At 48.2% G+C, this 23,016-nt stretch carries 25 protein-coding genes; 17 read left to right on the top strand and 8 right to left on the bottom strand.

Translation table 11 applies throughout. The features are described 5' to 3' along the window. Window positions 1–67 precede the first annotated feature (67 nt). The 13 genes from nrfD (at window position 68) to BC349_RS13450 (ending at window position 11,777) form a co-directional block, all read left to right on the top strand. Window positions 68–1,510 (top strand): NrfD/PsrC family molybdoenzyme membrane anchor subunit, encoded by a 1,443-nt coding sequence (gene nrfD / locus BC349_RS13510; RefSeq protein WP_187257298.1) that lies wholly within the window; start codon window positions 68–70, stop codon window positions 1,508–1,510. 60 nt (window positions 1,511–1,570) lie between these two features. Beyond that, a complete protein-coding gene (locus tag BC349_RS13505) occupies window positions 1,571–2,164 on the top strand; it encodes a DUF3341 domain-containing protein (RefSeq protein WP_187257297.1) in 594 nt (197 codons plus the stop codon). 26 nt (window positions 2,165–2,190) lie between these two features. After that, window positions 2,191–2,832, top strand: a complete 642-nt coding sequence (locus BC349_RS13500) for a c-type cytochrome (RefSeq protein WP_187257296.1) — start codon at window positions 2,191–2,193, stop codon at window positions 2,830–2,832. A gap of 45 nt (window positions 2,833–2,877) precedes the next feature. Then, a complete protein-coding gene (locus BC349_RS13495) occupies window positions 2,878–4,095 on the top strand; it encodes a quinol:cytochrome C oxidoreductase (RefSeq protein ID WP_187257295.1) in 1,218 nt (405 codons plus the stop codon). A 77-nt stretch (window positions 4,096–4,172) separates the two neighbouring features. Further along, complete coding sequence (locus BC349_RS13490) at window positions 4,173–5,231, top strand: cytochrome c oxidase subunit II (protein ID WP_187257294.1); 1,059 nt, start codon at window positions 4,173–4,175, stop codon at window positions 5,229–5,231. A gap of 29 nt (window positions 5,232–5,260) precedes the next feature. Beyond that, complete coding sequence (locus BC349_RS13485) at window positions 5,261–7,093, top strand: cytochrome c oxidase subunit I (RefSeq protein ID WP_187257293.1); 1,833 nt, start codon at window positions 5,261–5,263, stop codon at window positions 7,091–7,093. A gap of 98 nt (window positions 7,094–7,191) precedes the next feature. Further along, window positions 7,192–8,121 (top strand): heme o synthase, encoded by a 930-nt coding sequence (gene cyoE, locus BC349_RS13480; RefSeq protein WP_187257292.1) that lies wholly within the window; start codon window positions 7,192–7,194, stop codon window positions 8,119–8,121. A gap of 20 nt (window positions 8,122–8,141) precedes the next feature. After that, entirely contained in the window at window positions 8,142–8,693 is a 552-nt protein-coding gene (locus tag BC349_RS13475; RefSeq protein WP_246456937.1) for a cytochrome c oxidase subunit 3, read from the top strand. Window positions 8,694–8,743: 50 nt separating this feature from the next. Next, the gene (locus tag BC349_RS13470) at window positions 8,744–9,415 is read left to right on the top strand and encodes a cytochrome c oxidase subunit 3 (RefSeq protein ID WP_187257290.1); all 672 of its coding nucleotides are present in this window, start codon (window positions 8,744–8,746) and stop codon (window positions 9,413–9,415) included. Between the two features lie 18 nt (window positions 9,416–9,433). Further along, entirely contained in the window at window positions 9,434–9,901 is a 468-nt protein-coding gene (locus tag BC349_RS13465) for a cytochrome C oxidase subunit IV family protein (protein WP_187257289.1), read from the top strand. Window positions 9,902–9,994: 93 nt separating this feature from the next. Next, window positions 9,995–10,714: an SCO family protein gene (locus tag BC349_RS13460; protein ID WP_187257288.1), complete on the top strand. Its 720-nt coding sequence runs from the start codon at window positions 9,995–9,997 to the stop codon at window positions 10,712–10,714. 6 nt (window positions 10,715–10,720) lie between these two features. Further along, complete coding sequence (locus BC349_RS13455) at window positions 10,721–11,269, top strand: DUF420 domain-containing protein (protein WP_187257287.1); 549 nt, start codon at window positions 10,721–10,723, stop codon at window positions 11,267–11,269. A 37-nt stretch (window positions 11,270–11,306) separates the two neighbouring features. Beyond that, on the top strand, window positions 11,307–11,777 hold the full coding sequence (locus BC349_RS13450) for a hypothetical protein (RefSeq protein WP_187257286.1): 471 nt from the start codon (window positions 11,307–11,309) through the stop codon (window positions 11,775–11,777). A gap of 7 nt (window positions 11,778–11,784) precedes the next feature. Here the strand turns inward: BC349_RS13450 and BC349_RS13445 are convergent, their stop codons facing one another. From BC349_RS13445 to trmB, 3 genes are read right to left on the bottom strand one after another with little or no spacing between them, the layout of a single operon-like run. Next, entirely contained in the window at window positions 11,785–12,210 is a 426-nt protein-coding gene (locus BC349_RS13445; RefSeq protein ID WP_187257285.1) for an MGMT family protein, read from the bottom strand. Then, on the bottom strand, window positions 12,173–12,397 hold the full coding sequence (locus BC349_RS13440) for a C1orf53 family protein (protein ID WP_187257284.1): 225 nt from the start codon (window positions 12,395–12,397) through the stop codon (window positions 12,173–12,175). Before BC349_RS13440 ends, BC349_RS13445 begins: the two co-directional genes overlap by 38 nt. Then, window positions 12,378–13,088, bottom strand: coding sequence for a tRNA (guanosine(46)-N7)-methyltransferase TrmB (trmB, locus tag BC349_RS13435; RefSeq protein ID WP_187257283.1), 711 nt, complete (start codon window positions 13,086–13,088; stop codon window positions 12,378–12,380). The genes BC349_RS13440 and trmB overlap by 20 nt, the downstream gene beginning before the upstream one ends. A gap of 118 nt (window positions 13,089–13,206) precedes the next feature. Here trmB and BC349_RS13430 point away from each other — a divergent pair, with 118 nt between their 5' ends. After that, entirely contained in the window at window positions 13,207–14,697 is a 1,491-nt protein-coding gene (locus BC349_RS13430; RefSeq protein WP_187257282.1) for a DNA recombination protein RmuC, read from the top strand. Here the strand turns inward: BC349_RS13430 and BC349_RS13425 are convergent. After that, window positions 14,694–17,060 carry a glycoside hydrolase family 127 protein gene (locus BC349_RS13425; RefSeq protein WP_187257281.1) on the bottom strand — a complete coding sequence of 789 codons (2,367 nt, stop codon included), beginning with the start codon at window positions 17,058–17,060 and terminating at the stop codon, window positions 14,694–14,696. The genes BC349_RS13430 and BC349_RS13425 overlap by 4 nt on opposite strands. 72 nt (window positions 17,061–17,132) lie before the next feature. After that, window positions 17,133–17,498, bottom strand: a complete 366-nt coding sequence (locus BC349_RS13420; RefSeq protein WP_187257280.1) for a hypothetical protein — start codon at window positions 17,496–17,498, stop codon at window positions 17,133–17,135. 745 nt (window positions 17,499–18,243) lie between these two features. Here BC349_RS13420 and BC349_RS13415 point away from each other — a divergent pair. Together BC349_RS13415 and BC349_RS13410 are read left to right on the top strand one after the other, a co-directional pair. Next, on the top strand, window positions 18,244–18,723 hold the full coding sequence (locus BC349_RS13415; protein ID WP_187257279.1) for an Lrp/AsnC ligand binding domain-containing protein: 480 nt from the start codon (window positions 18,244–18,246) through the stop codon (window positions 18,721–18,723). Window positions 18,724–18,780: 57 nt separating this feature from the next. Continuing rightward, on the top strand, window positions 18,781–19,200 hold the full coding sequence (locus BC349_RS13410) for a hypothetical protein (RefSeq protein WP_187257278.1): 420 nt from the start codon (window positions 18,781–18,783) through the stop codon (window positions 19,198–19,200). A gap of 19 nt (window positions 19,201–19,219) precedes the next feature. Here BC349_RS13410 and BC349_RS13405 read toward each other — a convergent pair whose 3' ends face one another. Genes BC349_RS13405 through BC349_RS13395 form a run of 3 tightly spaced genes read right to left on the bottom strand, consistent with a single transcriptional unit; the run spans window position 19,220 to window position 22,337 of the window. Continuing rightward, window positions 19,220–20,302 (bottom strand): ABC transporter permease, encoded by a 1,083-nt coding sequence (locus BC349_RS13405; protein WP_187257277.1) that lies wholly within the window; start codon window positions 20,300–20,302, stop codon window positions 19,220–19,222. A gap of 17 nt (window positions 20,303–20,319) precedes the next feature. After that, window positions 20,320–21,462, bottom strand: a complete 1,143-nt coding sequence (locus tag BC349_RS13400; RefSeq protein ID WP_187257276.1) for a glycosyltransferase — start codon at window positions 21,460–21,462, stop codon at window positions 20,320–20,322. Continuing rightward, window positions 21,459–22,337, bottom strand: coding sequence for an alpha/beta fold hydrolase (locus BC349_RS13395; RefSeq protein ID WP_187257275.1), 879 nt, complete (start codon window positions 22,335–22,337; stop codon window positions 21,459–21,461). The genes BC349_RS13400 and BC349_RS13395 overlap by 4 nt, the downstream gene beginning before the upstream one ends. Before the next feature lie 220 nt (window positions 22,338–22,557). Here BC349_RS13395 and BC349_RS13390 point away from each other — a divergent pair, with 220 nt between their 5' ends. Then, window positions 22,558–22,998, top strand: coding sequence for a MarR family winged helix-turn-helix transcriptional regulator (locus tag BC349_RS13390; RefSeq protein WP_187257274.1), 441 nt, complete (start codon window positions 22,558–22,560; stop codon window positions 22,996–22,998). Window positions 22,999–23,016 lie beyond the last annotated feature (18 nt).

Genomic DNA, 23,016 nt, shown 5'->3' with positions numbered 1-23,016 from the left:
AAAAGAAGAAGTTTAAAAAACCAATAAGTGGAAGGGGTAGTACCCGGACACTAAATGCTTATACGATATGGCATCATTAAGATACGAATCGCAAGTAAGGGGAGCCCTGGTAACAGGTGAAAAGACCTATCATGATGTGACGGAGGATATTGTTCGTCCCATTGAGATGAAACCTTCCAGGCTCTGGAAGATTGGCTTTACCATTTCGGTCCTGCTGTTATTGTTTGGTGTGTATTCCGTGTATCGTGAGGTAGCTTACGGTATCGGGGAGTGGAACCTGAACAAGACCATCGGCTGGGGCTGGGATATCACCAACTTCGTTTGGTGGGTAGGTATCGGTCACGCGGGTACCCTGATCTCCGCTATCCTACTGTTGTTCCGCCAGGGCTGGCGTACCGGTGTAAACCGTGCCGCAGAAGCCATGACCATCTTCGCGGTAATGTGTGCGGGCCAGTTCCCGATCTTCCACATGGGTCGTGTATGGATGGCCTTCTTTGTACTTCCTTATCCCAACAGCCGCGGACCATTGTGGGTTAACTTCAACTCTCCGCTGTTGTGGGACGTATTTGCGATCTCTACTTATTTTACTGTATCGCTGCTGTTCTGGTACTCCGGCCTGTTGCCTGACCTGGCAACCGTACGTGACCGTGCCAGGGAAAAATGGCGCAAGCATATGTATGGCGTGCTGGCTTTCGGCTGGACGGGTTCCACCAAGCACTGGCAGCGTCACGAAGCACTGTCGCTGGTGCTGGCAGGTCTGAGTACACCACTGGTACTTTCTGTACACACCATTGTATCATTTGACTTCGCCACATCTGTAATACCCGGCTGGCATACAACGATCTTCCCGCCATACTTCGTGGCAGGTGCGATCTTCTCAGGATTTGCCATGGTACAAACCCTACTGATCATTACCCGTAAGGTGCTGAGCCTGGAAGAATATATTACTATGGAACATATCGAGGTGATGAACAAGGTAATTGTACTGACCGGTTCCATTGTGGGTATTGCCTATATCACCGAATTGTTCATTTCCTGGTATGGCCAGAACCCATATGAAATGGCGGCCTTTAAAAACCGTTATGACCTCAGCACACCGTATGCCTGGAGCTACTGGCTGATGATGAGCTGTAACGTAATCGCTCCGCAGTTCTTCTGGTTCAAAAAGCTGAGAAGAAACCTGCTGTTCACTTTCTTCATGAGTATTATTGTGAACGTGGGTATGTGGTTCGAACGTTTTGTGATCATCGTAACGTCTATTTACCGTGATTATATCCCCAGTAGCTGGAGTACCTATTATGCGCCTACCATCTGGGAAGTAGGATTCTATCTTGGAACATTCGGATTGTTCTTCACCTGTTTCTTCCTGTTCGCTAAATATTTCCCTGTAATTGCCATAGCCGAAATCAAGCATATCCTGAAGAAAAACGGAGAAAGCTTCAAGGAAAAAATGGTGGAAGAAGAATCAGCATCGGTGGAAAAGTTTGCCCACGAGCACGCACACCACTAAGATCAGTGAGAAGGCAGCATTTAGAACTAAGAAGAAACATTAACAACGAATTTTTACAAAATGGCGATAAAAAAATTTGTAGTCGGAAGTTTTGAGGACGAACAGGTATTATTTCCTGCGGTGAAAAAAGTTCGCAAGGCAGGTTATAAGATCCACGACGTGTACACTCCGTTTCCGATTCATGGTTTGGACCAGGTAATGGGTCTGAGGGATACCAGTCTGCATACTGCGGGCTTCATTTATGGTATCACGGGAACTGCTACCGCCCTGAGTTTTATGGGTTGGGTGTTCACGAAGGACTGGCCCCTGAATATCGGTGGTAAACCGCATTTTCCTTTACCGGCCTTTATTCCGATTACATTTGAATTGACCGTATTGTTTTCAGCGGTGGGAATGGTACTGACTTTCTGTTATCTCTGTCAGCTGGCCCCGTTTGTTAAGAAGCATCATTTTCATGCCCGTGCCACGGATGACCTGATGGTAATGGTACTGGAATGCACTTCCAGGACCAATGAAGAAGAGGCGAAGGCCTTTCTTGCTTCAGTAGGTGCAAAGGAGATCAACGTGCAGGTAGCTGAAGAGGGCTGGTGGCTTGGTCGTTACGACAAGGAGCAGAAGCTGTTTGAAAACAAGACCGAAAGTAGTTTAGTATAAATTATTAAGAAAGTATCCCACGAGCAATGAATAAGATTTCTATCATAGCTGTTTGTATCGGAGCGCTGGCTGTAACAGCCTGCAGCAGCGATGTAAAGCGTACACCCGGAAAGATTTATATGCCCGATATGGCTTACAGCCGCGCGGTTGAAACGTACAGTGACCCCCGCGAATTACAGGCTGAGGGCATTAATTATAATGCCAGGCCTGTTGCCGGAACGGTTGCAAGGGGTGAGGAGGTTATTTACAAGCAACCTGCGGATACAACCGGAGGGTATATGGCATCTGCTGCCCTGAAGAACCCCCTGCCCTTGCTGAATGAGGTTGATTCCAAAGAAGCAGAGCGTTTGTACCTGATCAACTGCGGTATCTGTCATGGCACCAAACTGGACGGAAACGGACCCTTGTACAAAGGTGGTGACGGACCATTCCCTGCCAAACCGGCGACCCTTGTGGGGGATCCCTTGTATGCTGCCATGGCTGAAGGCACCATGTTCTATTCCATTACTTATGGAAGGAACCTGATGGGCCCCCATGCGTCACAGTTGAGTCCCAAGCAAAGATGGATGGTAGTTCATTATATTAAGGCTAAGCAAAGAGAAGCGAGTGGTGAAAGCGCCCCGGTGGCTGCTGAAGCCGCGCCTGCTGCCGACAGCACCGCTAAATAAGAATTTGTTCGACAACCAATTTGACCAAACGATAAAATTTTGAGAATGTCTTTCAGAGAGCAATTTGAAATACCTGCCAAGTACAAGATGTGGTCGTTGATCCTGATGGCGGTGGGATTGGTTTCCATCCTCGTTGGATACTTCATGTATGGAGCGGGCGATGATCACCAGAACGCACGTTTCTGGGGTGTATTATTGTATAACAGTGTTTACTTCCTTCTGGTTGTAAATGCTTCCATGTTTTTTATTTGTGCAACAACCATGGCAATGGGCGGCTGGCAGATGTCTTTTCGCAGGGTTGCGGAAGCCATTTCAGTGGCAGTGATTCCTATCGGCATCATCTCTGCCGTGATCCTGCTGGCCCTGGTTCTTGGTCATAAGCACCATATCTACCATTGGCTTACTCCGGGTGATGATAAGATCCTGCTTGGAAAGGCCGGCTTTCTGAATCCAACTTTCTTTATCGTCTGGACAGCCCTGACCATCATCGGATGGATCTTCCTCGGTGCAAAAATGCGTTCCCTCAGCAAAGAGACCGATGCAAACGGTCCTTACACTGCGGAAGAGGGCAAGAAATACATTTTCAAGAATACCATCTGGGGATCACTTTACCTGGTTTGGTTTGGTCTGACAGTTGCTTCAACGGTTCCCTGGCTCTGGTTCATGAGCATTGACGCACACTGGTACAGTACCATGTACAGCTGGTATACCTTTGCTTCTTCTTTTGTGGCAGGTATGGCGCTGATTACCCTGTTCGTGATTTACCTGAAGAACCAGGGTTACCTGGAGCTGGTAAACCAGGAACACCTGCATGACCTGGGTAAGTTCATGTTTGCATTCTCTGTATTCTGGACATATCTCTGGTTCAGCCAGTACATGCTGATCTGGTATGCCAACATTCCTGAAGAAACTGTTTATTTCAAGCATCGTGTTCAGGGACCTTACAGGGGAATTTTCTTCCTGAACCTGATCATCAACTTCCTGGCTCCGCTGCTGATCCTGATGAGAAGAAGTTCAAAGCGGAATTATACACTGCTGGTGTTCATGTCTGTTCTGATCATCTTTGGTCACTGGATCGATTTTTACCAGATGGTTATCGCCAGTGTATCAAAAGAGCATGTTGAACTGAACCTCTTTGATTTTGGTGTGGCGGCCGGATTCATCGGACTGATCATGTGGACGGCAGGCAATGCCCTGACAAAGAGCTCATTGATCGCCAAAAATCACCCCTTCTTCAAGGAAAGCATCATTCATCATACCTGATAAGAGGAGGCGATCTTTAAACAAAAGCTGTAAGAACAAGCATTCATTCAAAACTTTGTATAAACGCGGTATATAACATGTCAACTTTATTAATCATTGCGATCCTGTTGTTGGGTTTTATTGTGGTCTTCCAGATCGCAAAAGCCAGCGAGTATGTATCGGTGCTCAAGGGAGAAAAGAAGACCTTTGAGCAGAACAACCGTATCAATGGTTTCCTCCTGCTGGCCTTCCTGATCCTGGGACTGATCGGTGTGTACTGGTGTAATGAAATGTTCAAGGGTAAGATCCTGGGCGAAGCTGCATCAGATCATGGTGAGAAGATCGATAACATGCTGTACATTACCATTGCTATTACTGGTATAGTGTTCATCATTACCCAGATCCTGCTTTTCTGGTTCTCTTTCAAATACCAGTACAATGAGAAGCGCAAAGCATTCTATTATCCGCATAACAACAAACTGGAGGCTCTCTGGACTGCTGTACCGGCGATTGCCCTCACCGTACTGGTTGGTTTTGGTCTGTACTACTGGTTCAAGATCACCGGCGATGCACCGAAAGAGGCCAATGTCATAGAGATCACCGGAAAGCAATTCGGCTGGATCTACCGCTACCCCGGTAAGGATAAAGTATTTGGTAAGAAATACTATAAGAATATTGACGAAGGAAACCTCAATCAGCTTGGTCTGCTTTGGGATGACAAAGCTGCCCAGGATGACATCGTTACCAATGAAGCCATGTACATGGTGGTTGGTAAGCCGGTGAAACTGGTGATCAACAGCCGTGACGTAGTACATGATGTAGGGTTGGTTCATTTCCGTATGAAGATGGATGCGGTTCCGGGTACTCCCACTACCATGTGGTTTACCCCCAAATACACCACTGCCCAGATGAAGGAGAAGACCGGAAACCCTGATTTCGAATATGAAATTTCGTGTGACCAGATGTGTGGCAAGGGGCACTATTCCATGAAGGGAATCGTGAAAGTGGTGGAGCCTGCGGAATACCTGTTGTGGCTGGCCAAGCAAAAGCCCAACTATGTGATGTCTAACCCTGAGCCTGCTGTTGCCCCTGCGGTACCTGCGGCAGACAGCACTGCCACTGCAGCGGTTGAAGCAACAAAATCATTATCTAATTAAGATCGTACCGATTTCATAAACTGATTAACATGAGCCACGAAGTGAATATGCACGGACAATCAGAGGTGATCACTACCCATGAAGTTCATCATGATGAGCACCACGGGCACCATCACAAGGAAACATTCATTACGAAGTATATCTTCAGCCAGGATCACAAGATGATCGCCAAACAGTTCCTCGTAACTGGTATCATCTGGGCCATCATTGGTGGTTTGTTTTCTGTGTTGTTCCGTCTGCAACTGGGTTTCCCCAATGAAACTTTCCCCTTCCTGGAAACAATCTTAGGTAAGTGGGCAGAGGGTGGTAAGCTTAATCCCGAGTTTTATTATGCCCTTACTACCATGCACGGTACCGTACTGGTGTTCTTCGTACTGACTGCCGGTCTAAGCGGAACATTCTCCAACTTCCTGATTCCCCTGCAGGTTGGTGCCCGTGATATGGCATCGCCTTTCATGAACATGCTCAGCTTCTGGTTCTTTTTTGCAGCGAGCATTATCATGATTGCTTCCCTGTTTGTTCAAACCGGACCTGCGAGTGGTGGCTGGACCTCCTATCCTCCGCTGAGCGCCCTGGGTGATGCATCCGAAGGTTCCAAGATCGGGATGGACCTCTGGCTGATTGCGATGGCTCTTTTCGTTGTGAACTCCCTTCTCGGAAGTCTGAACTATATCTCAACCATCCTGAACATGCGTACCAAAGGTATGAGCATGACAAGGGTGCCCCTGACAATCTGGGCCCTGCTGTTCACTGCTGTGCTGGGTGTGCTGTCTTTCCCTGTACTGTTGTCGGGTTTCATCCTGTTGCTGTTCGACCGTCACGCCGGTACCAGCTTCTACCTGTCTGATATCTTCCTGGCATCCACACAGAAAGCCCTGCCCAATGAAGGAGGTAGCGCGATCCTCTACCAGCACCTGTTCTGGTTCCTGGGTCACCCTGAAGTGTATATCATTATCCTGCCGACGATGGGACTGGTATCAGATGTGATGTCTGCCAATGCCCGCAAACCAATCTTCGGTTATATGGCCATGGTGGGTTCCATGTTTGCAATTGCGGTGCTGGCCTTCCTCGTATGGGCACACCACATGTTCGTAACCGGCCTGAATCCGTTCCTCGGTGCCTTCTTCGTATTGCTGACCCTGCTTATTGCGGTGCCTTCTGCGATCAAGGTGTTCAACTGGCTGACCACGCTCTGGAAAGGTAACCTGCGGTTTACACCGGGGATGCTCTTCTCCATTGGTTTTGTGAGCCTGTTCATTTCCGGTGGTCTGACCGGTATCTTCCTGGGTAACTCAACACTGGATATCCACCTGCATGATACCTATTTCGTAATTGCACACTTCCACATCGTAATGGGTGTATCTGCCTTCTTCGGAATGTTTGCAGGTCTGTACCACTGGTTCCCCAAGATGTTCGGGCGTTTCATGAACAATACGCTGGCTTATATCCACTTCTGGATCACACTGGTGGGTGCTTACCTGATTTTCTGGCCGATGCACTACCAGGGTCTTGCAGGCGTGCCTCGCCGTTACCTGGATTTCAGTGGCTGGGCTTCCTTCAACCAGTTTGACGGACTGAACCGTTTCATCTCTATTGTAACGATCATTGTTTTTGCGGTTCAGTTGCTTTTTGTGTTCAACTTCTTCTATTCCATGTTCAAGGGCAGAAGGGTAAGGACCCAGAACCCATGGGGTGCAACCAGCCTGGAATGGACAACACCGATCAATCCCGGTCACGGTAACTGGGAAGGTGAGATCCCTGAGGTTCATCGCTGGGCCTACGATTATGGCAAGGATGGACGCGAGTTCATTCCCCAGACCGAGCCTGTTGGTGCAAATGAAACACCCGAAGGCAAACACTGATAGGGTCAGAATGATAAGATAACAGAATCAACATAAAATGCCCTGATGTTTTATCGGGGCGTTTTTTTAGATCGCTAAGATTTGTTTAATAAATATTGATGCAGCAAAGTGATTCCGTTAAACCAGTGAACAAGAATTCGATGAGTAAGCGGTTGCGTGATTATATGCTGCTGGTGAAGTTCTCTTTGACAATAATGGTGGTGTTTTCAGCAGTGATCAGTTATCTGCTGGCTCCAAAAGTGGTGGCTTATGACTGGTTGATGATTACCCTGCTGTTCCTTGCCGGATTCCTGGTAACGGGCAGCGCCAATACCATCAACCAGGTAGTAGAAAAAGATACGGATGCCCTGATGAAGCGCACGGCTAACCGGCCAATTGCTTCGGGCAGGATGTCTGTAACGGAAGGATGGGCTTTTGCGGTAGTGACCGGAATACTGGGTGTTTTTATGCTCTGGTATTTTTTCAATGGTCTTTCCGCGGCGCTGGCTGCCTTCAGCCTGTTTTTATACGCCTTCATCTATACACCACTTAAAAAGGTAAATGCCATTTCTGTGCTGGTGGGTGCTTTCCCAGGCGGATTGCCCTGCCTGATCGGGTTTGCTGCCGGTAATGATACCATAGTTGCGGGTGAGCACGGCTGGCAGGACCTTGGTGGTTGGGCACTATTTGCCATCCAGTTTTTCTGGCAGTTCCCGCATTTCTGGGCCATAGCCTGGCTTGCGCACAAGGATTACGAAACGGCTGGGTTTAAAATGCTGCCGTCTGACCAGGGACCCACCAAATATTCGGCAGTGCAGTCGATTATTTATTCGGTTCTGCTGGTTCCGGTAGGATTGCTGCCCTACCTGATCGGACTGACAGGCTGGGTTAGCATGCTGATCGTGCTGCTGTCGAACCTGGGAATGATTTACCTGAGTGTACGTTTGTACATGGACATGGAGAAGGGTGCGGCAAGGAAAGTGATGTTCGGCAGTTATATTTATCTGATGGTGATATTTTTTGCCCTTGTGGCAGATAAGATAAAGTGAGTATGGAAACTACAATATCAATGGACCAAAGAAAAAAAATACATCCCAGCAAGTTTACCCTTTGGGTGGCAATTGCGAGCATTATCATGATGTTTGCAGGGTTGACCAGCGCTTATATTGTGAAGCGCAGCCAGCCAAACTGGACAACTTTTGAGATGCCTGTTGTTTTCTGGTATTCCACGGCGGTAATACTGGTGAGCAGTGTAACCATGCACCTGGCGCTGAGGGCGTTCCGTCAGCGCGAAAGGGTGAAATACAGAACCTTGCTGACTATTACAGCCATCCTGGGCATTATTTTCCTGGTATTGCAATGGTCGGGATTCAGCCAGATCTGGTCAACGGGAATCACGTTTTCCGGTGCGGGCGGCGGGCAGTTCCTGTATATCATCGCCGGATTACACGGTTTGCACGTGATTGGCGGACTGATCGCCCTGATCCTGATGTTTTTCCGGGCCTTCAGCACCAGGCTCAGGAACTACAATGCGGTTCCGGTGGAAGTGATGGCAACTTACTGGCATTTCGTGGATCTGTTATGGCTTTACCTGATGGTATTTTTTATGTTATTGCAATAGTTAATTCCGTATATCCAATTAAATTTGCGAACCAATCTTAAACACTGAACATGGCACAAGCAGTACCTGCAGAACAAAAATGGTGGAGTGGCGGTAAAAGTCCCTTCAACGTGGAGTATGGTAAACTGATGATGTGGTATTTCCTTATGAGTGATGCGTTCACCTTTGGTGCGTTCCTGATCTCTTATGGCACCATCCGTTTTTCCAGCAACTCATGGCCCGACCCCAACGAAGTATTCCAGTCATTCCCCGGGTTAGGTTCCGGTCTTCCGCTCATGTTCGTGAGTTTGATGACCTTTATCCTGATCATCAGTTCCGTTACAATGGTACTGGCTGTGCAGGCCGGCCATGCGATGGATAAAAAAGGCGTGGTGCGAAACCTTGTGCTTACCATTATCGGCGGTATCGCCTTCCTGAGCTGCCAGGCCTGGGAATGGACACATATGTTCCATGAAGGTGCCTGGTGGGGTAGCAATCCCTTCCTGAACATCGATGGTACAAAAGCTTCTACCAACTTTACCAACTTTTTCTTTACCATCACCGGTTTCCACGGTTTCCACGTATTTAGTGGTGTGATCATCAATATCATTATGCTGATCATGACCCTGAACAATGTGTTTGAACAGCGCGGGCATTACCTGATGATCGAAAAAGCTGGTCTGTACTGGCACTTTGTAGACCTGGTATGGGTATTTGTATTCACCGTATTTTACCTTGTATAACGATTAAACGAATTAATAATGGATAATCATTCCAATTCTAGCGAAATAACGTTCCACCACGAGTTTGACCGGGAAGCAGGCCGTAAGGAAGTAGTCAAGGTAACCGTGATCCTTTCAGTTATTACCCTCATCGAACTGGCGCTCGGTTTCTGGCTGATCTCACTGGAAGGTGATTTCTTCCGCCTCTTGGTAAAAGGTGTGATCTGTGTGCTGATGCTGGCCAAAGCGTTTTACATTGTGGCCTACTTCATGCACCTCAAACACGAAATCCGTGCCATGATCATGACTATTGTGGTGCCACTTTTGCTGTTTATCTGGTTTATCGTCGCCTTCCTGTACGATGGTAATTCCTACAAGAACCTGAAGAACACCTACGATCCATATCACTATGAGCAGAGCCAGATAAAGGTTGAAAAGACCGAACATGCTCCCGCTCATGGTGCTGAAGAGCATAAGGATGCGAAGAAAGAGGGTACGATGGAATAATCGTCGGGGTGTCTGACATCTTTTATTCTTAAACTTATACAGTGTCTGACATGTTGTAAAAGATGTCAGACACTTTTATTTAAATCCGGTCCAATGAACAAGAAGGCTTTTCTGGGGATTTTGCTGGCACTGGTTTTACCGGTGGTGTGTTACTTCATTGTTGACTATTTCCAGGCGGGAGCAGTTGACATGCCCAGGCGTTATTATGTTGATACTGTTCTTACCAAAGTGGAGGGAGGAAAGGAATCTACCGATACCGTATGGCATAAAGTGGCCAATATCGAACTGGTGAATCAACTGGGCGATACGGTTTCACTTGACCAGTTGCCGGGTAAGGTAATGGTCATCAATTTTTTCTTCACCCGGTGCCCCTCTATCTGCCCAACGCTTACGGTTAACATGAAAAGGCTTCAGAGCAGTCTTAGACTGAAAGATGTTACCCGTAAGATTGATACCAATTTTGTCCAGTTCCTGTCGTTCAGCGTTGATCCCCAAAGGGATTCAGCGGTTCAGCTTAAAAAATTTGCTGATCGTTATGGAGTGAACCATGATGTCTGGTGGATGCTTACAGGCGATAAGAAAACGATTTATGATTTTGCACTCAATGAAGTGAAACTGGCTACGGTGGATGGCGAGAACGTTGATTCCAATTTTATCCATTCAGAAAAATTTGTACTGCTGGATAAGGACAGGGTTGTCAGGGGTTATTACAATGGGCTTGACAGCATGGCAATGGCTGACCTCGCGGGCGACATAGTCAAAATAACGATTGAAAAAGACAGGAAGAAAAAGCGGAATTTATTCAGAAAATAGAAAATCATGTTACCGGCGCTCATTAAGAAAAATGATCCACAGGCGAAGCTTCTGATCGGGATTGTATCCTTTGTGGTATTTGCAGCAGTTGTATTGCTGTCGCGTGTTAAACTTGAAGTTGACCTTGGCTTTGATGTGCACCTGTTTGCCAGGATCAATGCGATTATTAATTCAATGGTAACTGTCTTACTGGTGTTTGGCCTGATCTCTGTTAAGAATGGTAATTACCGGTTGCATAAAAAGGTCATGTTTACTGCTATGATCCTTTCTGCACTATTCCTGGTCTCCTATATCGGGCATCACCTCTTTGCCGGTGATACAAAGTTTGGAGGTGAGGGATGGATAAGACCGGTTTATTATTTTATCCTGATCACCCATATTTTCCTGGCGGCCATCATTCTTCCCTTTATTTTGTTTACGGCCTACCGTGCCCTGGTGGCCGAATGGCCGGCGCATAAAAAGCTGGCAAGGATTACCTGGCCTATCTGGTTCTATGTGGCTTTAACCGGGGTGCTGGTGTACCTCATGATCAGTCCCTATTATGGCAATGCCTGAACAGAATAAATTAAATTAGAGCAAGTTTGACTCCATCATGACCAACCAGCCAACTTCACCGTTTCGCGACATGCAGGTACTTTACCGGCGTTTACTGTATGCACAGATCGTCTTCGGAATCATTGCTTTCTTACTGGTACAATTCAATATTATCGTTCCCCCTGCAGATGTGCCATTGGACCGTTTGCTACAGGTGATTGCTGTTTTATATTCCTTTGCAGCCGTGATCGTGGGGATACAGCTTTTCCGCCGCCGGCTCGAAACGATCAGGGATGGAAAAGAACATGCAAGGGAGAAGCTGGGCAGATATCGTGGCGCTTCATTGGTCCAGTGGTCATTGCTGGAATCCGCAAGCATTTTTTGCACCATCTGTTACCTGATTACCGGAAACTGGGCCTTTCTGGGCCTTACCCTGACCATACTGGTTATTTTCGGGGGCCTCAATCCCTTCAAACACAAAGTGATGATCCAGCTCAGGCTGAGTGATCAGGATGTAGCTGGGATCTGATCACCACCTATAAACTGTCTGCCGGATCCCAGAAAACCTGTTTGAAGTTTTCTATTGTATCGTTTTTTACCCTGATTCCTTCTTTTTCGAGCAGTTCCTGCATGAGGGTGGGAGTGGCAAAATGTGCTTTGCCGCTCAACTGGCCATTGCGGTTTACGACGCGCTGCGCCGGGATATTCCTGCTGCTGCTGAAAGATCCGTTAAGCGCCCAGCCAACCATACGGGCGGATAGTCCCGATCCGAGTGCGCGGGCTATGGCGCCATAGGTCGTAACGCGCCCAGGCGGCACATGTTCCACCAGGTCATACACCTGCTCAAAAAAGCTGCTTTCCGCTTCGCCGGATGGCCTGAGTTTTTTTAATCCGCCTGCCTGCCTGCTGCTCTTTTGTTTTTTTTCAGTTTTCGGTTTGGCCGTTTTGCCTGTCCTGGGCATTTCTGATGGCTTTTTGCTGTTGAAGCTGGCTGCGGCGTGGCTCGGGAACATTGATATAATCAAAAGGGCAGTGCAGGCAACCATTGCCACAGCAAACCCCTTTCTCAAGGTGATATTTTTCCGTCAGCACCACATATCCATCTTCATTATAATAGAAATCGATTCCTTCAATTAGTTGCTTCTTCATGTTGAAATACCAGTTCTTGCAATTCCCTGTCTTTGTCCGGCAATGGTAAAGCCGGGAGTCTGAATGAAATGTAATGGATCCTGTTACTACCGGCTATGTCCAGTTTCTCATAGTGGGTCTTGATGCGCAATTCAGGGCTGACTTCAGCCTGCCCGTACACATCATCGGAGTGTGTAACCAGTTCGAGACCGTAGAGATCAATGACAGTCAGCGTAAACCTGTATAAAACCGGTGAATCCGTTTTAAGGTGAATGATTCCGCCGGGTTGCAGGAATTGCTGGTACAGCCGGAGGAATTTCGGATGGGTCAGTCTTTTTTTGGCACGAGAACGGCGGAGTTGCGGATCCGGAAAAGTGATCCAGATTTCGCGCACTTCACCCGGTTCAAAATAAGTCGCAATCCGGTCAATCTGCGTACGCAGGAAGGCTGCATTTGTCTGGCCGGCTGCCAGGCATTGTTTGGCGCCTATATAGAGCCGGTTACCCTTCACATCCACGCCAATAAAATTCCGGGCCGGATACATTGCTGATAATGCAACAGTGTATTCGCCCTTACCACAAGCCAATTCGAGTGTAATCGGGTTGGAATTGCCAAACTGGTCTTTCCATTTTCCCGCCATGTTTTCGGGGTATTGCAGCACATTAGGGTATCCTTTGATGGCTTCGAACCGAACTAATTTTTTCTGACCCATTGGGCAAAGATAAGGAGGAGTGAGCTGTGTGGAATATGGGGTTGAAGTTTGGTAAAGAAACAGAAATGCAAATAGGTTGCAACGGCGGCTTGTATTATTGCAGTGTAAATCTGTTAATATGAATACGACTCTGATGATAGTTGGCTTGTTTGGTTTGTTCGCTGGAATTACAATTACCTGGCTGGTACGTAAACTACTTGTTGAAAGAGACTTTGTATCCGCCGCCCGGTATGCTGAAACAAGCGCAACATTACAGCAGACCATCACCCGGCTGGCTTTGGCTGAAGAAAAAACAAGAATGCAGGCTGATGAACTGGCAGCGTTAAAAGCGCGTAGTGCTGAACTTGAGCAAGTGAGCCATCGCCAGCGTGAATCCCTGAGCGCTGAAAAAACTGCCTTCGGTATAGTTAACGGCGAAAAGGAAAACCTGCAGCTGGAAAACAATTCAATAAGGCAGAAGCTGGAATCCAGGACGAATGAATGGATGGAAGCGAACAGGGTAATCACTGACCTGAAGGCCAAATTGGAAAACCAATCACTGGTGTACCAGCAGCAGAAAACCGACCTGGAGCAGATGACGGAAAAATTGCGGAAGGATTTCTCCCTGCTGGCAAATGATATCCTGGATGAGAAAACGAAAAAGTTCAACGAAGTACAGCAAAGGGAAATGAATGTATTACTGGAACCGCTGAAATCAAACCTGAATGATTTCCGGCAACAGGTTGAAAAGACCTACAAATCTGAAAACGAGGAAAGGCTTTCACTGAAAGAACAGGTGAAGCTGATGGTGCAGTTAAATGAAACCCTTGCAAAAGAAGCAAAGTCATTGGCTGTTGCACTCAGCGGGAATACAAAAAAGCAGGGTGACTGGGGCGAATGGATTCTTGAAACCATTCTTGAATACAGTGGTTTGCAAAAAGGTGTCCATTTCTTTCCCCAGGAGAGTTCGAATGATGATGACGGCAACCGGATGCGTCCCGATATCGTGGTGAAGTATCCTGATGAAAGGGTGCTGGTAATAGACAGCAAAGTTTCCTTAGTGCATTATGACCAGTTATGCAGGGAAGAAAATACGGATACACAGGTCATATTGCTGAAAAGCCTGGTACAATCCCTGCGCAATCATATTGATGGACTGAGCGGAAAGAATTATACACAGATCGCCAATAGCCTGGATATGGTGATCATGTTCCTTCCAGTGGAAGCCGCATATATAACTGCTTTGCAGAATGACCCTGACCTGCAGCAGTATGCTTACAGGAAAAATGTGCTGCTGGTGAGTCCCGCCAACCTTGTGGTGGCAATGAAACTGATTTATGACATGTGGAAGAAGGATGCCATCAATAAAAACGCCGAGGCGGTGGCGGAGCGGGCAGGCCGGTTATATGATAAAGTGGCGGGTTTTATTGAAGATTTTGAAAGCATCGGCAAGTCCATTAACGCCGTCCAGAAAGTATACGGCGAGGCGCACAGGAAACTGGCCAGCGGACGTGGTAATATTATTTTCCAGGCTGAGAAGATGAAACAACTGGAAATCAAATCTGGCAAAACCATTCCTGCGGGTATTGCAAGTGAAGCATTGCTGCAGGATGGTTTGGATCGGGATTAATTTCCAGTTGCACGCTTCAATAACCTGATCTCCCTAACTCTTGGCGTACTGCTCCCGGCTTTTGCCTGGAAACGGATGGTTATGGTATCCTTGTTTTTCAGCATTGCAGGGATATCAAATGTAACGGTTAAGGTTGAAGCGTTTTCGGCCCATTCCAATGACGGTGCGGGAAGCGCTGAATCGTTCACCAGGAGGTCAAATGCTGTGTTGGTATTTCCTTTCACAAAGGTCACCTGAAGTGCATGAGCTTTGTGTGCTGTATTTTTCAATACATAACTAAAGAATCCTGTTGCTTCACGCCAGTAACGGTCATCTGTTAATCCGGTTTGCGTTTGCTCACCTGCGAACTGGTGATCCGATTCGGGTTGCTGTTCGCCTGCTGCTACCTGGTCGATGGTCTGGTTTTCCAGTTGGAGTAAGGCATCTTCCTTTGCCTTCATGGCTGCCAGGCGCAGCGGCAGTTGTTCTTTTCCTGTAACGGGCCAGTAAACCATGTAGCGGGCTTCATGGATGGTGTAAAATGGAACCAGCCTGATATTGGTGTATTTGTTGGGGTACACATGGCTGGTAAGGCTGAAATGCAAAGGCTGGCCGGCGACAGGTTGCAGGTAGCTGCTCAATGGCTGCTCATCCTTCAGGATTATGGGTGCCAGGTCAGTGGGCAGGAGCGGCCCATTGGCAACATGCCCCATTCGACTGCCGTCTCCCCATAAACCGGTAAGTTTTGTGGTATCTGTGATGGCTCCCAGCACAATCGGGCCATGAACAAACGATGCCCATTCTGATCCGTCGGGCAGGTATTCAAGACTTGTTTCCATGGGCAGCCGAATGCTGATTACATCATTGTTTTTCCAGTTGCGGTGAATGGAGACAAACCCGTTTTTGATCGTAAGGTTCGGTTGTATTTTTCCGTTGACAGAAATACTGAATTCCTTTTTAGCGGCCCATGATGGGTAGCGGAAATGCATATACGCTATCATGGGTTTTTGAAGTTTCAGCCGGATGGATGATTTCTCTTCATACGGGAAGCGGGTGTTTTGTTCCAGCCGCAGACCTTTTTCTTTCCATTCAAGGGAGGACGGGATATAGAGGTTGATGAAGAGGTCTTTCTCGTTGTGGGCATAGATCATTTCACCATAACGGGAATGATTTTCCAGTCCGGATCCCACGCAGCACCAGAAATCTTCCTGTGCCTGTGAATACACGCGGTAATGGCCCGGCCGCATGGGGGTGAAGTAAACAAAGCCTCCTTTTGGATGCTGGGAAGAAAGTATATGGTTGTAAAGTGTTCTTTCGTAATAGTCTACCAGTGTTCCGTTGGGTGCAGACTGGAACAGGCTTTTGGTCAGTTTCAGCATATTGTAGGAGTTGCAGGTCTCCGGCCCCTGGCTGGAACTGAGCATGGAGGAAAAATCATTGGCAGGATGGAAATGTTCGCGCACGCTGTTGCCGCCGATGGAAACGGTTCTGTGTTGGGTAACGGTGTACCAGAAAAATGCTGCTGCCGAGGACCAGTCCTTTTTACCGGCTAACTGCCCGATGCGATCATACCCAATCACTTTGGGGATCTGGGTATTGGCATGGAGGCCTGTGAGCTGATCCCTGCCTTCCAGTAAGGGTGTGAGTATGCGACGATCGGAGAACTTTTCAGCCAGGTTCAGGTAACGCAAATTGCGGGTGATGGAATAAAGTTCCGCGAATACTTCATTCAGTCCCCCATGCTCACTGATCAACATATTCTGCACCTGTTCGTCAGACAAATTTTTGGTCAGGTCATCCATCCAGTCTGTCAGTTTGACCAGCATGGCAAGTGCGGGCTTGCTTTCTGCTGCGCTGTAAGCGTCGAGTAATCCCGCGAAGATTTTATGGATATTGTACAGCGGCACCCATTTACCGTTCAGTCCGAAGTTGCCGGCATCGATCCTGCCGCCACGGATCTCTTCCCACATGGCTTTTCCACCCGGAATGCCACTGAGGTAACCGTTCCCATTTTTTTCCTGGCAAACAGCCAGTTGGTTCAGCATATAATCGAGCCGTTGTTTTATCTGGTTGTCGCCGGTTGCCGCGTACATCATGGACAGGGCTGAAAGGTAGTGTCCGCCGATATGTCCATCGAGCCCGGTATTTTCCCAGTTTCCGTAGGAGGCGGCTTTTGGGGTGAGGCCGGCTTCTTTCAGGTAAGGTGCCAGCAGCCGGTCGGGACTTAAGGACAGGATATACTGTTTATCGGTTTCCTGTGCGGCTTTGAAGGGGCCTTCCGATAATCGTACGGCGGATATGGGAAAATATTGCAGCCTGCCAGGCTGGGCTTGCAGGGCATTGGTGACAATGATGGTGCAAATAAAAAGAGACAGCAATCGCATAATTATGGCATTGTAAATTCACTGAAACCGGAATAAGTGTAAAACAGACACTAAAAATAATGAAAATTGGAATCATTTACCATTGCCATCTGTGTCTACCTGTAAAATGTGGAGCAAGCGGTGAATGACAGGGGCGAAGAATACGGCGGTGATGCTCAGGAAGGCCACACCGCTATAGAGTGCGTAGAAGGAGGAAAACAGTTTGGCCGCATCAGTGTTCATGCTGGCAACCGGACCCATTCCTGTCAGGATCATGCAGGACATCTGGAAGCTATCGATCCAGCTTAATTCTCCCCAGTAATGGTAACCAACACTGCCAATGGTAATGGATACAGCAATTAACAACACGGCAAAGATCGAATACCTGCCAAGCCGCACAAAGAAGTGAGGCAGTGTTACAACTTTTTGTTTACGGTGCTCCAGTTTAAATGTTTTCATACAATCAATTCAATTGCATCAACCGGTTTTGACTGCTGTTATGCTGATGCAAACGTATTAAAGTTAATAAGATCAGGCTTATGTGAGCTTAATGGATGGAGCGTGGGCTAATGAAAAAGCCCCTCGGGAAAAGAGGGGCTACCTAACAGCTGTAAACACACACATGAGAAAAGCAGTGTGTACCAATGGCATGCGATCGTCGGGTGTCGCCAACGTTGCGGGCGGTACAAAACCCCACTGAAACCTTGTGGGATTTAAAAAATGCTGTAGGGGGAGGAGTCGAACCTCCACGGGGCAGTTAGCTGTAGTACAAAGATTAGTGGTCAACCCTGGTCGGCTTTATTACGGTTCAACTTGCGTTGAACAGCAATACCAGTCGGCTCTATGCTACGTTTATCCTGGACTCCCCACCCCCGAGACGAGAGGGCATGTCTGCCAAAGATTTCATCACCCCACAGTATAAAGAACTATTAAAAAAAACTGGCTGTAGGAGGAGGAGTCGAACCTCCACGGGGTCGTTAGCGATGCGGTAAGCACGTTTGTCCAATTTTCCCCACCCCCGAGACAAGAGGGCATGTCTGCCGAAAATTTCATCATCCCACAGTATGTCTTAAGAACTTTGACAATGCAAACATACAATGAATTGCCGAATTATTGCAAATAATTCAAGTATAAATTAAAAACTATTGAAAATGTTCAAAAAATACTATCTTGTGGTAGAAATTGTCAAAAATCAGTATTCAAAATGGCAAACAAATTGAATTTAGACAAACTGGATTACCAGATCATTCATGAAATGATGGAAAATGCCGAAACTTCCTATGCTGACCTGGGGAAGAAACTCTTTGTTTCCGGTGGCACCATCCATGTCCGCATTAAAAAACTGCAGGAAATGGGGGTGGTAAAGGGCAGCAGGCTGAATGTGGACCTGAAGATGCTGGGATATGATGTAATCGCCTTCATCGGCATTTACCTGGAAAAGAGCTCATTATATGATAATGTCGCGCGGGAACTGGCGAAAATACCTGAGATTGTCAGGATGAACTATACCACTGGTAATTATAGTATCCTGGCTGAAATCATTTGCAAGGATATCAATCATTTGCGAAATGTGCTGCACGACCAGTTGCAAAAAATAAAGGGGATTGAAAGAACGGAAACTTTTATTTCCCTGGATGAGAGCCTGAACAGGAATGTGCAGGTAAGTGCAAATGGTGAGAACTGAGAACGGGGGTGAGTGAGAGGGGTTGTGGGGGAAGGGGAGATGATTTATCTTTAGCATATGAATAAAAAGTTTTCGATTTTGTTGCTTGCCGCAGGCATTTCCTTTGTAGCACTCCCATCCTGCAGCGGCAGTGGTGGCGGGGATCCGGTACCAGCGGAGGAAAACCTGGTTATCACTACCAGTCCGGCCATCAATGGCCAGCAGGAGTCGGTGGCACCGGGACCTAATTTCCCGCTTACCGTTACCGTAACATCCAAAATGCCACCGCAGGGCGTAAAAATCGAAGTAAGCGCCAGGCCCGACGGGTCCGGAACGACGGCGTTTTTTACTGATACAAAGACAACCTCCGGTGCAACCACCAGTTTTACCATTACCAATACACCACAGCTTACTGTATCGCGGGTAACCGTTACCGTTACATCGGTTTCCAAGGCGACCAATACGAAAACGGGATTTTATTTGTATTCGAGGAAATGATGATGGGGAGAAAGAGGGTTTAGTTGCGGACATCGAGGGCGTCGCGGATGCCATTCCCCAGCAGGTTAAAAGCCAATACCAGGAACATAATTGCAAAACCCGGTGCCAATGCGAGCATCGGGTTATTTGTTATGATAAAATTATAGTTTTCCTTGATCATTCCTCCCCAGCTTGGCTGCGGCGGCTGCACACCAACCCCGAGAAAACTGAGTCCGGCCTCCACCACAATGGCCGATGCGAAATTCGCCGCAGCTACCACCAGCACCGGCCCGATGATATTGGGCAGAATATGTTTTACTATTATTCGCAGGTCCTTGTAACCCAGCACCCTGGCGGCTTCTACGTATTCCAGGTGCCGGATGGCCAGCAACTGTCCGCGCACGATCCTGGCCACGTTCACCCACATGGTCAGTCCAACCGCTATGAACACCTGCCAGAAACCCTTTCCCAATAAAAGGGTTATTGCAAACACCAGCAGCAAAGTAGGGATGCTCCAGATTACATTGATGAACCACATGATCCAGTTGTCCCACCTGCCGCCATAATAACCCGCCAGCGCTCCCAGGAGTAGGCCTATTGAAAGTGACAGGAGCATGGCGATTCCGCCCACAAGCAGGCTCACGCGAACACCAATGATCAGCCTGCTCAGGATATCCCTGCCATATTTGTCGGTGCCGAGGAGAAATGTTTTGGAAACAAATAATTGTTCCACCGGTTGCTGCCATCCCGCCAAAGAATAGGTGACGGGTTCAGTGATGCCATCATCAATATATTTCTGCAGGATGACCTGTCCATCCTTTATTTCATATGTACTAACGGGAATGAACAGGTGCATATCGGGCTGTCCGTGCAGGGTGCGGTCTAGCCAATTGACTTTTGCCACGGCCGGCTCTTTTGGCAGGAGGAAAAACTGTTGTGTAAAGCCCGGTTTACGGCCGCCGATTTCCACCATCATCCTGTTTGCATCGGGGGTGGAATCAGGAGCCAGCCAATAAGCCAGCAGGGCGGTGAGCAGGGCGATGACAATGATCACGATACCGATTACGGCCCCTTTGTTATGAAGCAGTTTTCGCCATGCGGATGTGGGTTCGTTACCGGTCATGCGATAAAAATAAGGAATTAGCGAACCATCCGGCCTTTCCATTCATACCGGCCGAATTGTCCGAAGCTTCCTGCTGTGATGGTATATATTATATGAACCGGTTGAAAGAACAGGAAATATTTCATGATGCCGGACTGGTTGAAAAAGCTGGCAACGCTTTTCATAAAGGGCCATTCGAACAGTGTTTTAAGGAGGATGAATCCCACTGCAACAGCGGCATGGAACCCCGAAAAAAATGCGGCCGTAAGGGTGATCAGCAGTCCCAGGTTCATCACATACACCAGCAACAGTACCCTGAACACCTGTTTGTCTTCATAGAATCTTGCCTTGCTTGCCCAGCGGATCCTCTGTTGCAGGAAGGTTCTGAGATCGCCGGCCGGTTCGGTATCAACAATTGCAGCGCGGTTTTTCAGGTAGGCGATCTGCCCGGGGAACCGACCGGAAATCTTATGCATGAGCAACATGTCGTCTCCGGAAGCAGGTCCGTCAATGTCTTTGAAGCCATCCACGGCCCTGAATGCGGCGACTGTATAAGCCAGGTTGGCGCCGTTGCACATGCTGTGAAATCCCCTGAAAACGGAGGCGGCGGTGATCCCCTGCAGGCTCAGGAAATCGAGGCTCTGAAATACGGATAACCATCCCCGTTGAAGCCGCATTTTAACCGGCCCTGCAACCAGTTGTGCGTTTTTTGTTTCGTGGCAATGGGCGATGATTTTCAGCCAGTCGGGTCCGGCGCTGCAGTCTGCATCGGTCGTTACGATCAGTGTACCTTTCGCCAGGCTGATGCCTGCTTCGATGGCTTTTTTCTTATAGGAATTCAACTGGCCGGCTGTAATCCAGTCGCGAAGGGAAAGCAACCGAACGCCCTGTTGTTCAAATTCTTTCACAATGGATGAAGTGCCATCTTCAGAGTGGTCGTCAATTATGATGATATCCAGTAGCTGTTGCGGATAGTCCTGGGCCAGCAGTGAGGCAATGCAGTGCCCGATATTCCCTTCTTCATTCCTTGCAGGAACCAGCACTGATATGGCTGTTACAGGAGTATAACCTGAGGGCGGGGGGCTGTCTTCCGGTTGTTGCTTCCAACTGCGGTGATAGAACTGTAACAGGAAGGCATAGCCGATCAGTAACAGGAACGTTATGGTATAAACGAAAATCATTTTTCTCCGGCCGGGTATTCTTCCCGGGACAGGATAATTTTTGCAATGGTAGCTGCATTTGACGGTTTCAGCAAACGGTGACCGGCTTCCAGCAGGAAGATACCGGTTTCATTGCCCATGTCTTTGGCAAAACGGGTCCCCAGCCTGCTGGTGATGATGCGGTCGAATTTCCCAAAGAAGAGCAGGGTCCTGAGCCTGTTGATGCGAATCAGTTGCTGCAGGCGTTTTTTGTTGGGGCGGAAATGCCGGAAGAAAGTCCATCTCGCGTAAAGGTCTTCCCGCTGTTGGGGATCATCGAGAAAGCGGTGCGTGAATTTATAAATACTCTGGTTGAGGAGCCGCAGGCTTCGGGCGGTTTCCATGGCCCTGAAGAGCCAGGCGGGCCGCTGCATGGTTTTCCTGAACAGGCGGTTGCCGCAATTGGTCTGGGTGGTCAGCCAGTACCAGAAATTGATCTTAAGTCCGTCCGGTGCAATTAAGATTAGTTCCGCCAATTCTGCCGGATACTTTTCTGCCAGGCTGAGTGCCAGCCTGCCGCCCATACTGTATCCGGCAATGCTGAAGCGGCTGCCGGGTGTTGGCCCGGTCCCGGGTGCAGTTGTCCCCGGGGTGGTATAAGCGCTGAGTGTTGTGTCAGCCGCAAGTGCCATCAGCAGGCTGTAAAGATCATCCACCTCAAATGATTTGTCTGTCCAGCTGGTTTTTCCATGGAGGGGAAGATCCGGGCAAACCAGGGTATAATCATTACCCAGCTGTTCACCCAGGGCGGCGAATTCTAAACCGGATTCGCCATAACCATGCAGGCAGAATAGCAGTGCGGGGCCTTTCCCAAAAACCTGGTAGCTGATCGTATGCTGTTGGTGGTGCAGTAACATCGGGGGCAAAGATTGGAAATTATCGGCGCGAATCAGCATGTACCGGCTGGCTTGTTCCGTCAACCGGTCGGGATTGCCGGCAGGTGGCCAGGGTATGGCAGGCAGAAGGCGGGCATGACGACCGCCAGGTGGCCGGCGGATGGCTCCGGAAAAATAAATGCCATCCCGTTGCCGGACTGGGAAAATTCCATTATATTTGATTAGTTGTTTAACTAACTATATGCCAAACAACCAATTTAAAAAAGGGGAATTATACAGTTTCATTACCGGTAAGGCGTCCACGGCTATTGCCAGGCGGCTGCAGAAGAAATTCAATACGGCGCAGCTGAACCTGACCATAGAGCAGTGGAGTGTGTTGTACCACTTATGGAAGCAGGACGGCATCAGCCAGCAGGAATTATGCAATGCTACCTTTCGGGACAAGCCCAGTATCACCAGGCTGGTGGACAACCTGGAAAAGCTGAAACTGGTAAAAAGGGTATCCTCGAAAGAAGACAGGAGAATGAACCTGATCTTCCTGACAGCCGAAGCGAGAAAAATGGAAGTTGAGTCCATGGCGCTGGCGGAAGAAACGTTGAACGAAGCGCTGGAGGGTGTTCCGGCCGACATGGTAGAAGTGAGTAAGCAGGTATTGCAGATTGTGTATGACAATCTGAAGTGAGTCGTAAGGAGGTGAACT

Origin of the sequence: Flavihumibacter stibioxidans (assembly GCF_014332695.1) — a bacterium.
In the GTDB taxonomy this organism is placed as follows: Bacteria; Bacteroidota; Bacteroidia; order Chitinophagales; family Chitinophagaceae; genus Flavihumibacter; species Flavihumibacter stibioxidans.
This window is presented reverse-complemented; position numbering and strand designations above follow the sequence as displayed.

What these genes read in the sequence shown, in the direction of transcription:
- trmB (WP_187257283.1), bottom strand. Translation starts at nt 13,088, where the DNA reads ATGGGTCAGAAAAAATTAGTTCGGTTCGAAGCCATCAAAGGATACCCT.
- BC349_RS13425 (WP_187257281.1), bottom strand. Translation starts at nt 17,060, where the DNA reads ATGCGATTGCTGTCTCTTTTTATTTGCACCATCATTGTCACCAATGCC.
- BC349_RS13445 (WP_187257285.1), bottom strand. Translation starts at nt 12,210, where the DNA reads ATGCCCAGGACAGGCAAAACGGCCAAACCGAAAACTGAAAAAAAACAA.
- BC349_RS13500 (WP_187257296.1), top strand. Translation starts at nt 2,191, where the DNA reads ATGAATAAGATTTCTATCATAGCTGTTTGTATCGGAGCGCTGGCTGTA.
- BC349_RS13505 (WP_187257297.1), top strand. Translation starts at nt 1,571, where the DNA reads ATGGCGATAAAAAAATTTGTAGTCGGAAGTTTTGAGGACGAACAGGTA.
- BC349_RS13415 (WP_187257279.1), top strand. Translation starts at nt 18,244, where the DNA reads ATGGCAAACAAATTGAATTTAGACAAACTGGATTACCAGATCATTCAT.
- BC349_RS13420 (WP_187257280.1), bottom strand. Translation starts at nt 17,498, where the DNA reads ATGAAAACATTTAAACTGGAGCACCGTAAACAAAAAGTTGTAACACTG.
- BC349_RS13455 (WP_187257287.1), top strand. Translation starts at nt 10,721, where the DNA reads ATGTTACCGGCGCTCATTAAGAAAAATGATCCACAGGCGAAGCTTCTG.
- BC349_RS13450 (WP_187257286.1), top strand. Translation starts at nt 11,307, where the DNA reads ATGACCAACCAGCCAACTTCACCGTTTCGCGACATGCAGGTACTTTAC.
- cyoE (WP_187257292.1), top strand. Translation starts at nt 7,192, where the DNA reads ATGCAGCAAAGTGATTCCGTTAAACCAGTGAACAAGAATTCGATGAGT.
- BC349_RS13490 (WP_187257294.1), top strand. Translation starts at nt 4,173, where the DNA reads ATGTCAACTTTATTAATCATTGCGATCCTGTTGTTGGGTTTTATTGTG.
- BC349_RS13400 (WP_187257276.1), bottom strand. Translation starts at nt 21,462, where the DNA reads ATGATTTTCGTTTATACCATAACGTTCCTGTTACTGATCGGCTATGCC.
- BC349_RS13410 (WP_187257278.1), top strand. Translation starts at nt 18,781, where the DNA reads ATGAATAAAAAGTTTTCGATTTTGTTGCTTGCCGCAGGCATTTCCTTT.
- BC349_RS13465 (WP_187257289.1), top strand. Translation starts at nt 9,434, where the DNA reads ATGGATAATCATTCCAATTCTAGCGAAATAACGTTCCACCACGAGTTT.
- BC349_RS13440 (WP_187257284.1), bottom strand. Translation starts at nt 12,397, where the DNA reads ATGAAGAAGCAACTAATTGAAGGAATCGATTTCTATTATAATGAAGAT.
- BC349_RS13495 (WP_187257295.1), top strand. Translation starts at nt 2,878, where the DNA reads ATGTCTTTCAGAGAGCAATTTGAAATACCTGCCAAGTACAAGATGTGG.
- BC349_RS13405 (WP_187257277.1), bottom strand. Translation starts at nt 20,302, where the DNA reads ATGACCGGTAACGAACCCACATCCGCATGGCGAAAACTGCTTCATAAC.
- BC349_RS13485 (WP_187257293.1), top strand. Translation starts at nt 5,261, where the DNA reads ATGAGCCACGAAGTGAATATGCACGGACAATCAGAGGTGATCACTACC.
- BC349_RS13390 (WP_187257274.1), top strand. Translation starts at nt 22,558, where the DNA reads ATGCCAAACAACCAATTTAAAAAAGGGGAATTATACAGTTTCATTACC.
- BC349_RS13475 (WP_246456937.1), top strand. Translation starts at nt 8,142, where the DNA reads ATGGACCAAAGAAAAAAAATACATCCCAGCAAGTTTACCCTTTGGGTG.
- BC349_RS13460 (WP_187257288.1), top strand. Translation starts at nt 9,995, where the DNA reads ATGAACAAGAAGGCTTTTCTGGGGATTTTGCTGGCACTGGTTTTACCG.
- nrfD (WP_187257298.1), top strand. Translation starts at nt 68, where the DNA reads ATGGCATCATTAAGATACGAATCGCAAGTAAGGGGAGCCCTGGTAACA.
- BC349_RS13470 (WP_187257290.1), top strand. Translation starts at nt 8,744, where the DNA reads ATGGCACAAGCAGTACCTGCAGAACAAAAATGGTGGAGTGGCGGTAAA.
- BC349_RS13430 (WP_187257282.1), top strand. Translation starts at nt 13,207, where the DNA reads ATGAATACGACTCTGATGATAGTTGGCTTGTTTGGTTTGTTCGCTGGA.
- BC349_RS13395 (WP_187257275.1), bottom strand. Translation starts at nt 22,337, where the DNA reads ATGTTACTGCACCACCAACAGCATACGATCAGCTACCAGGTTTTTGGG.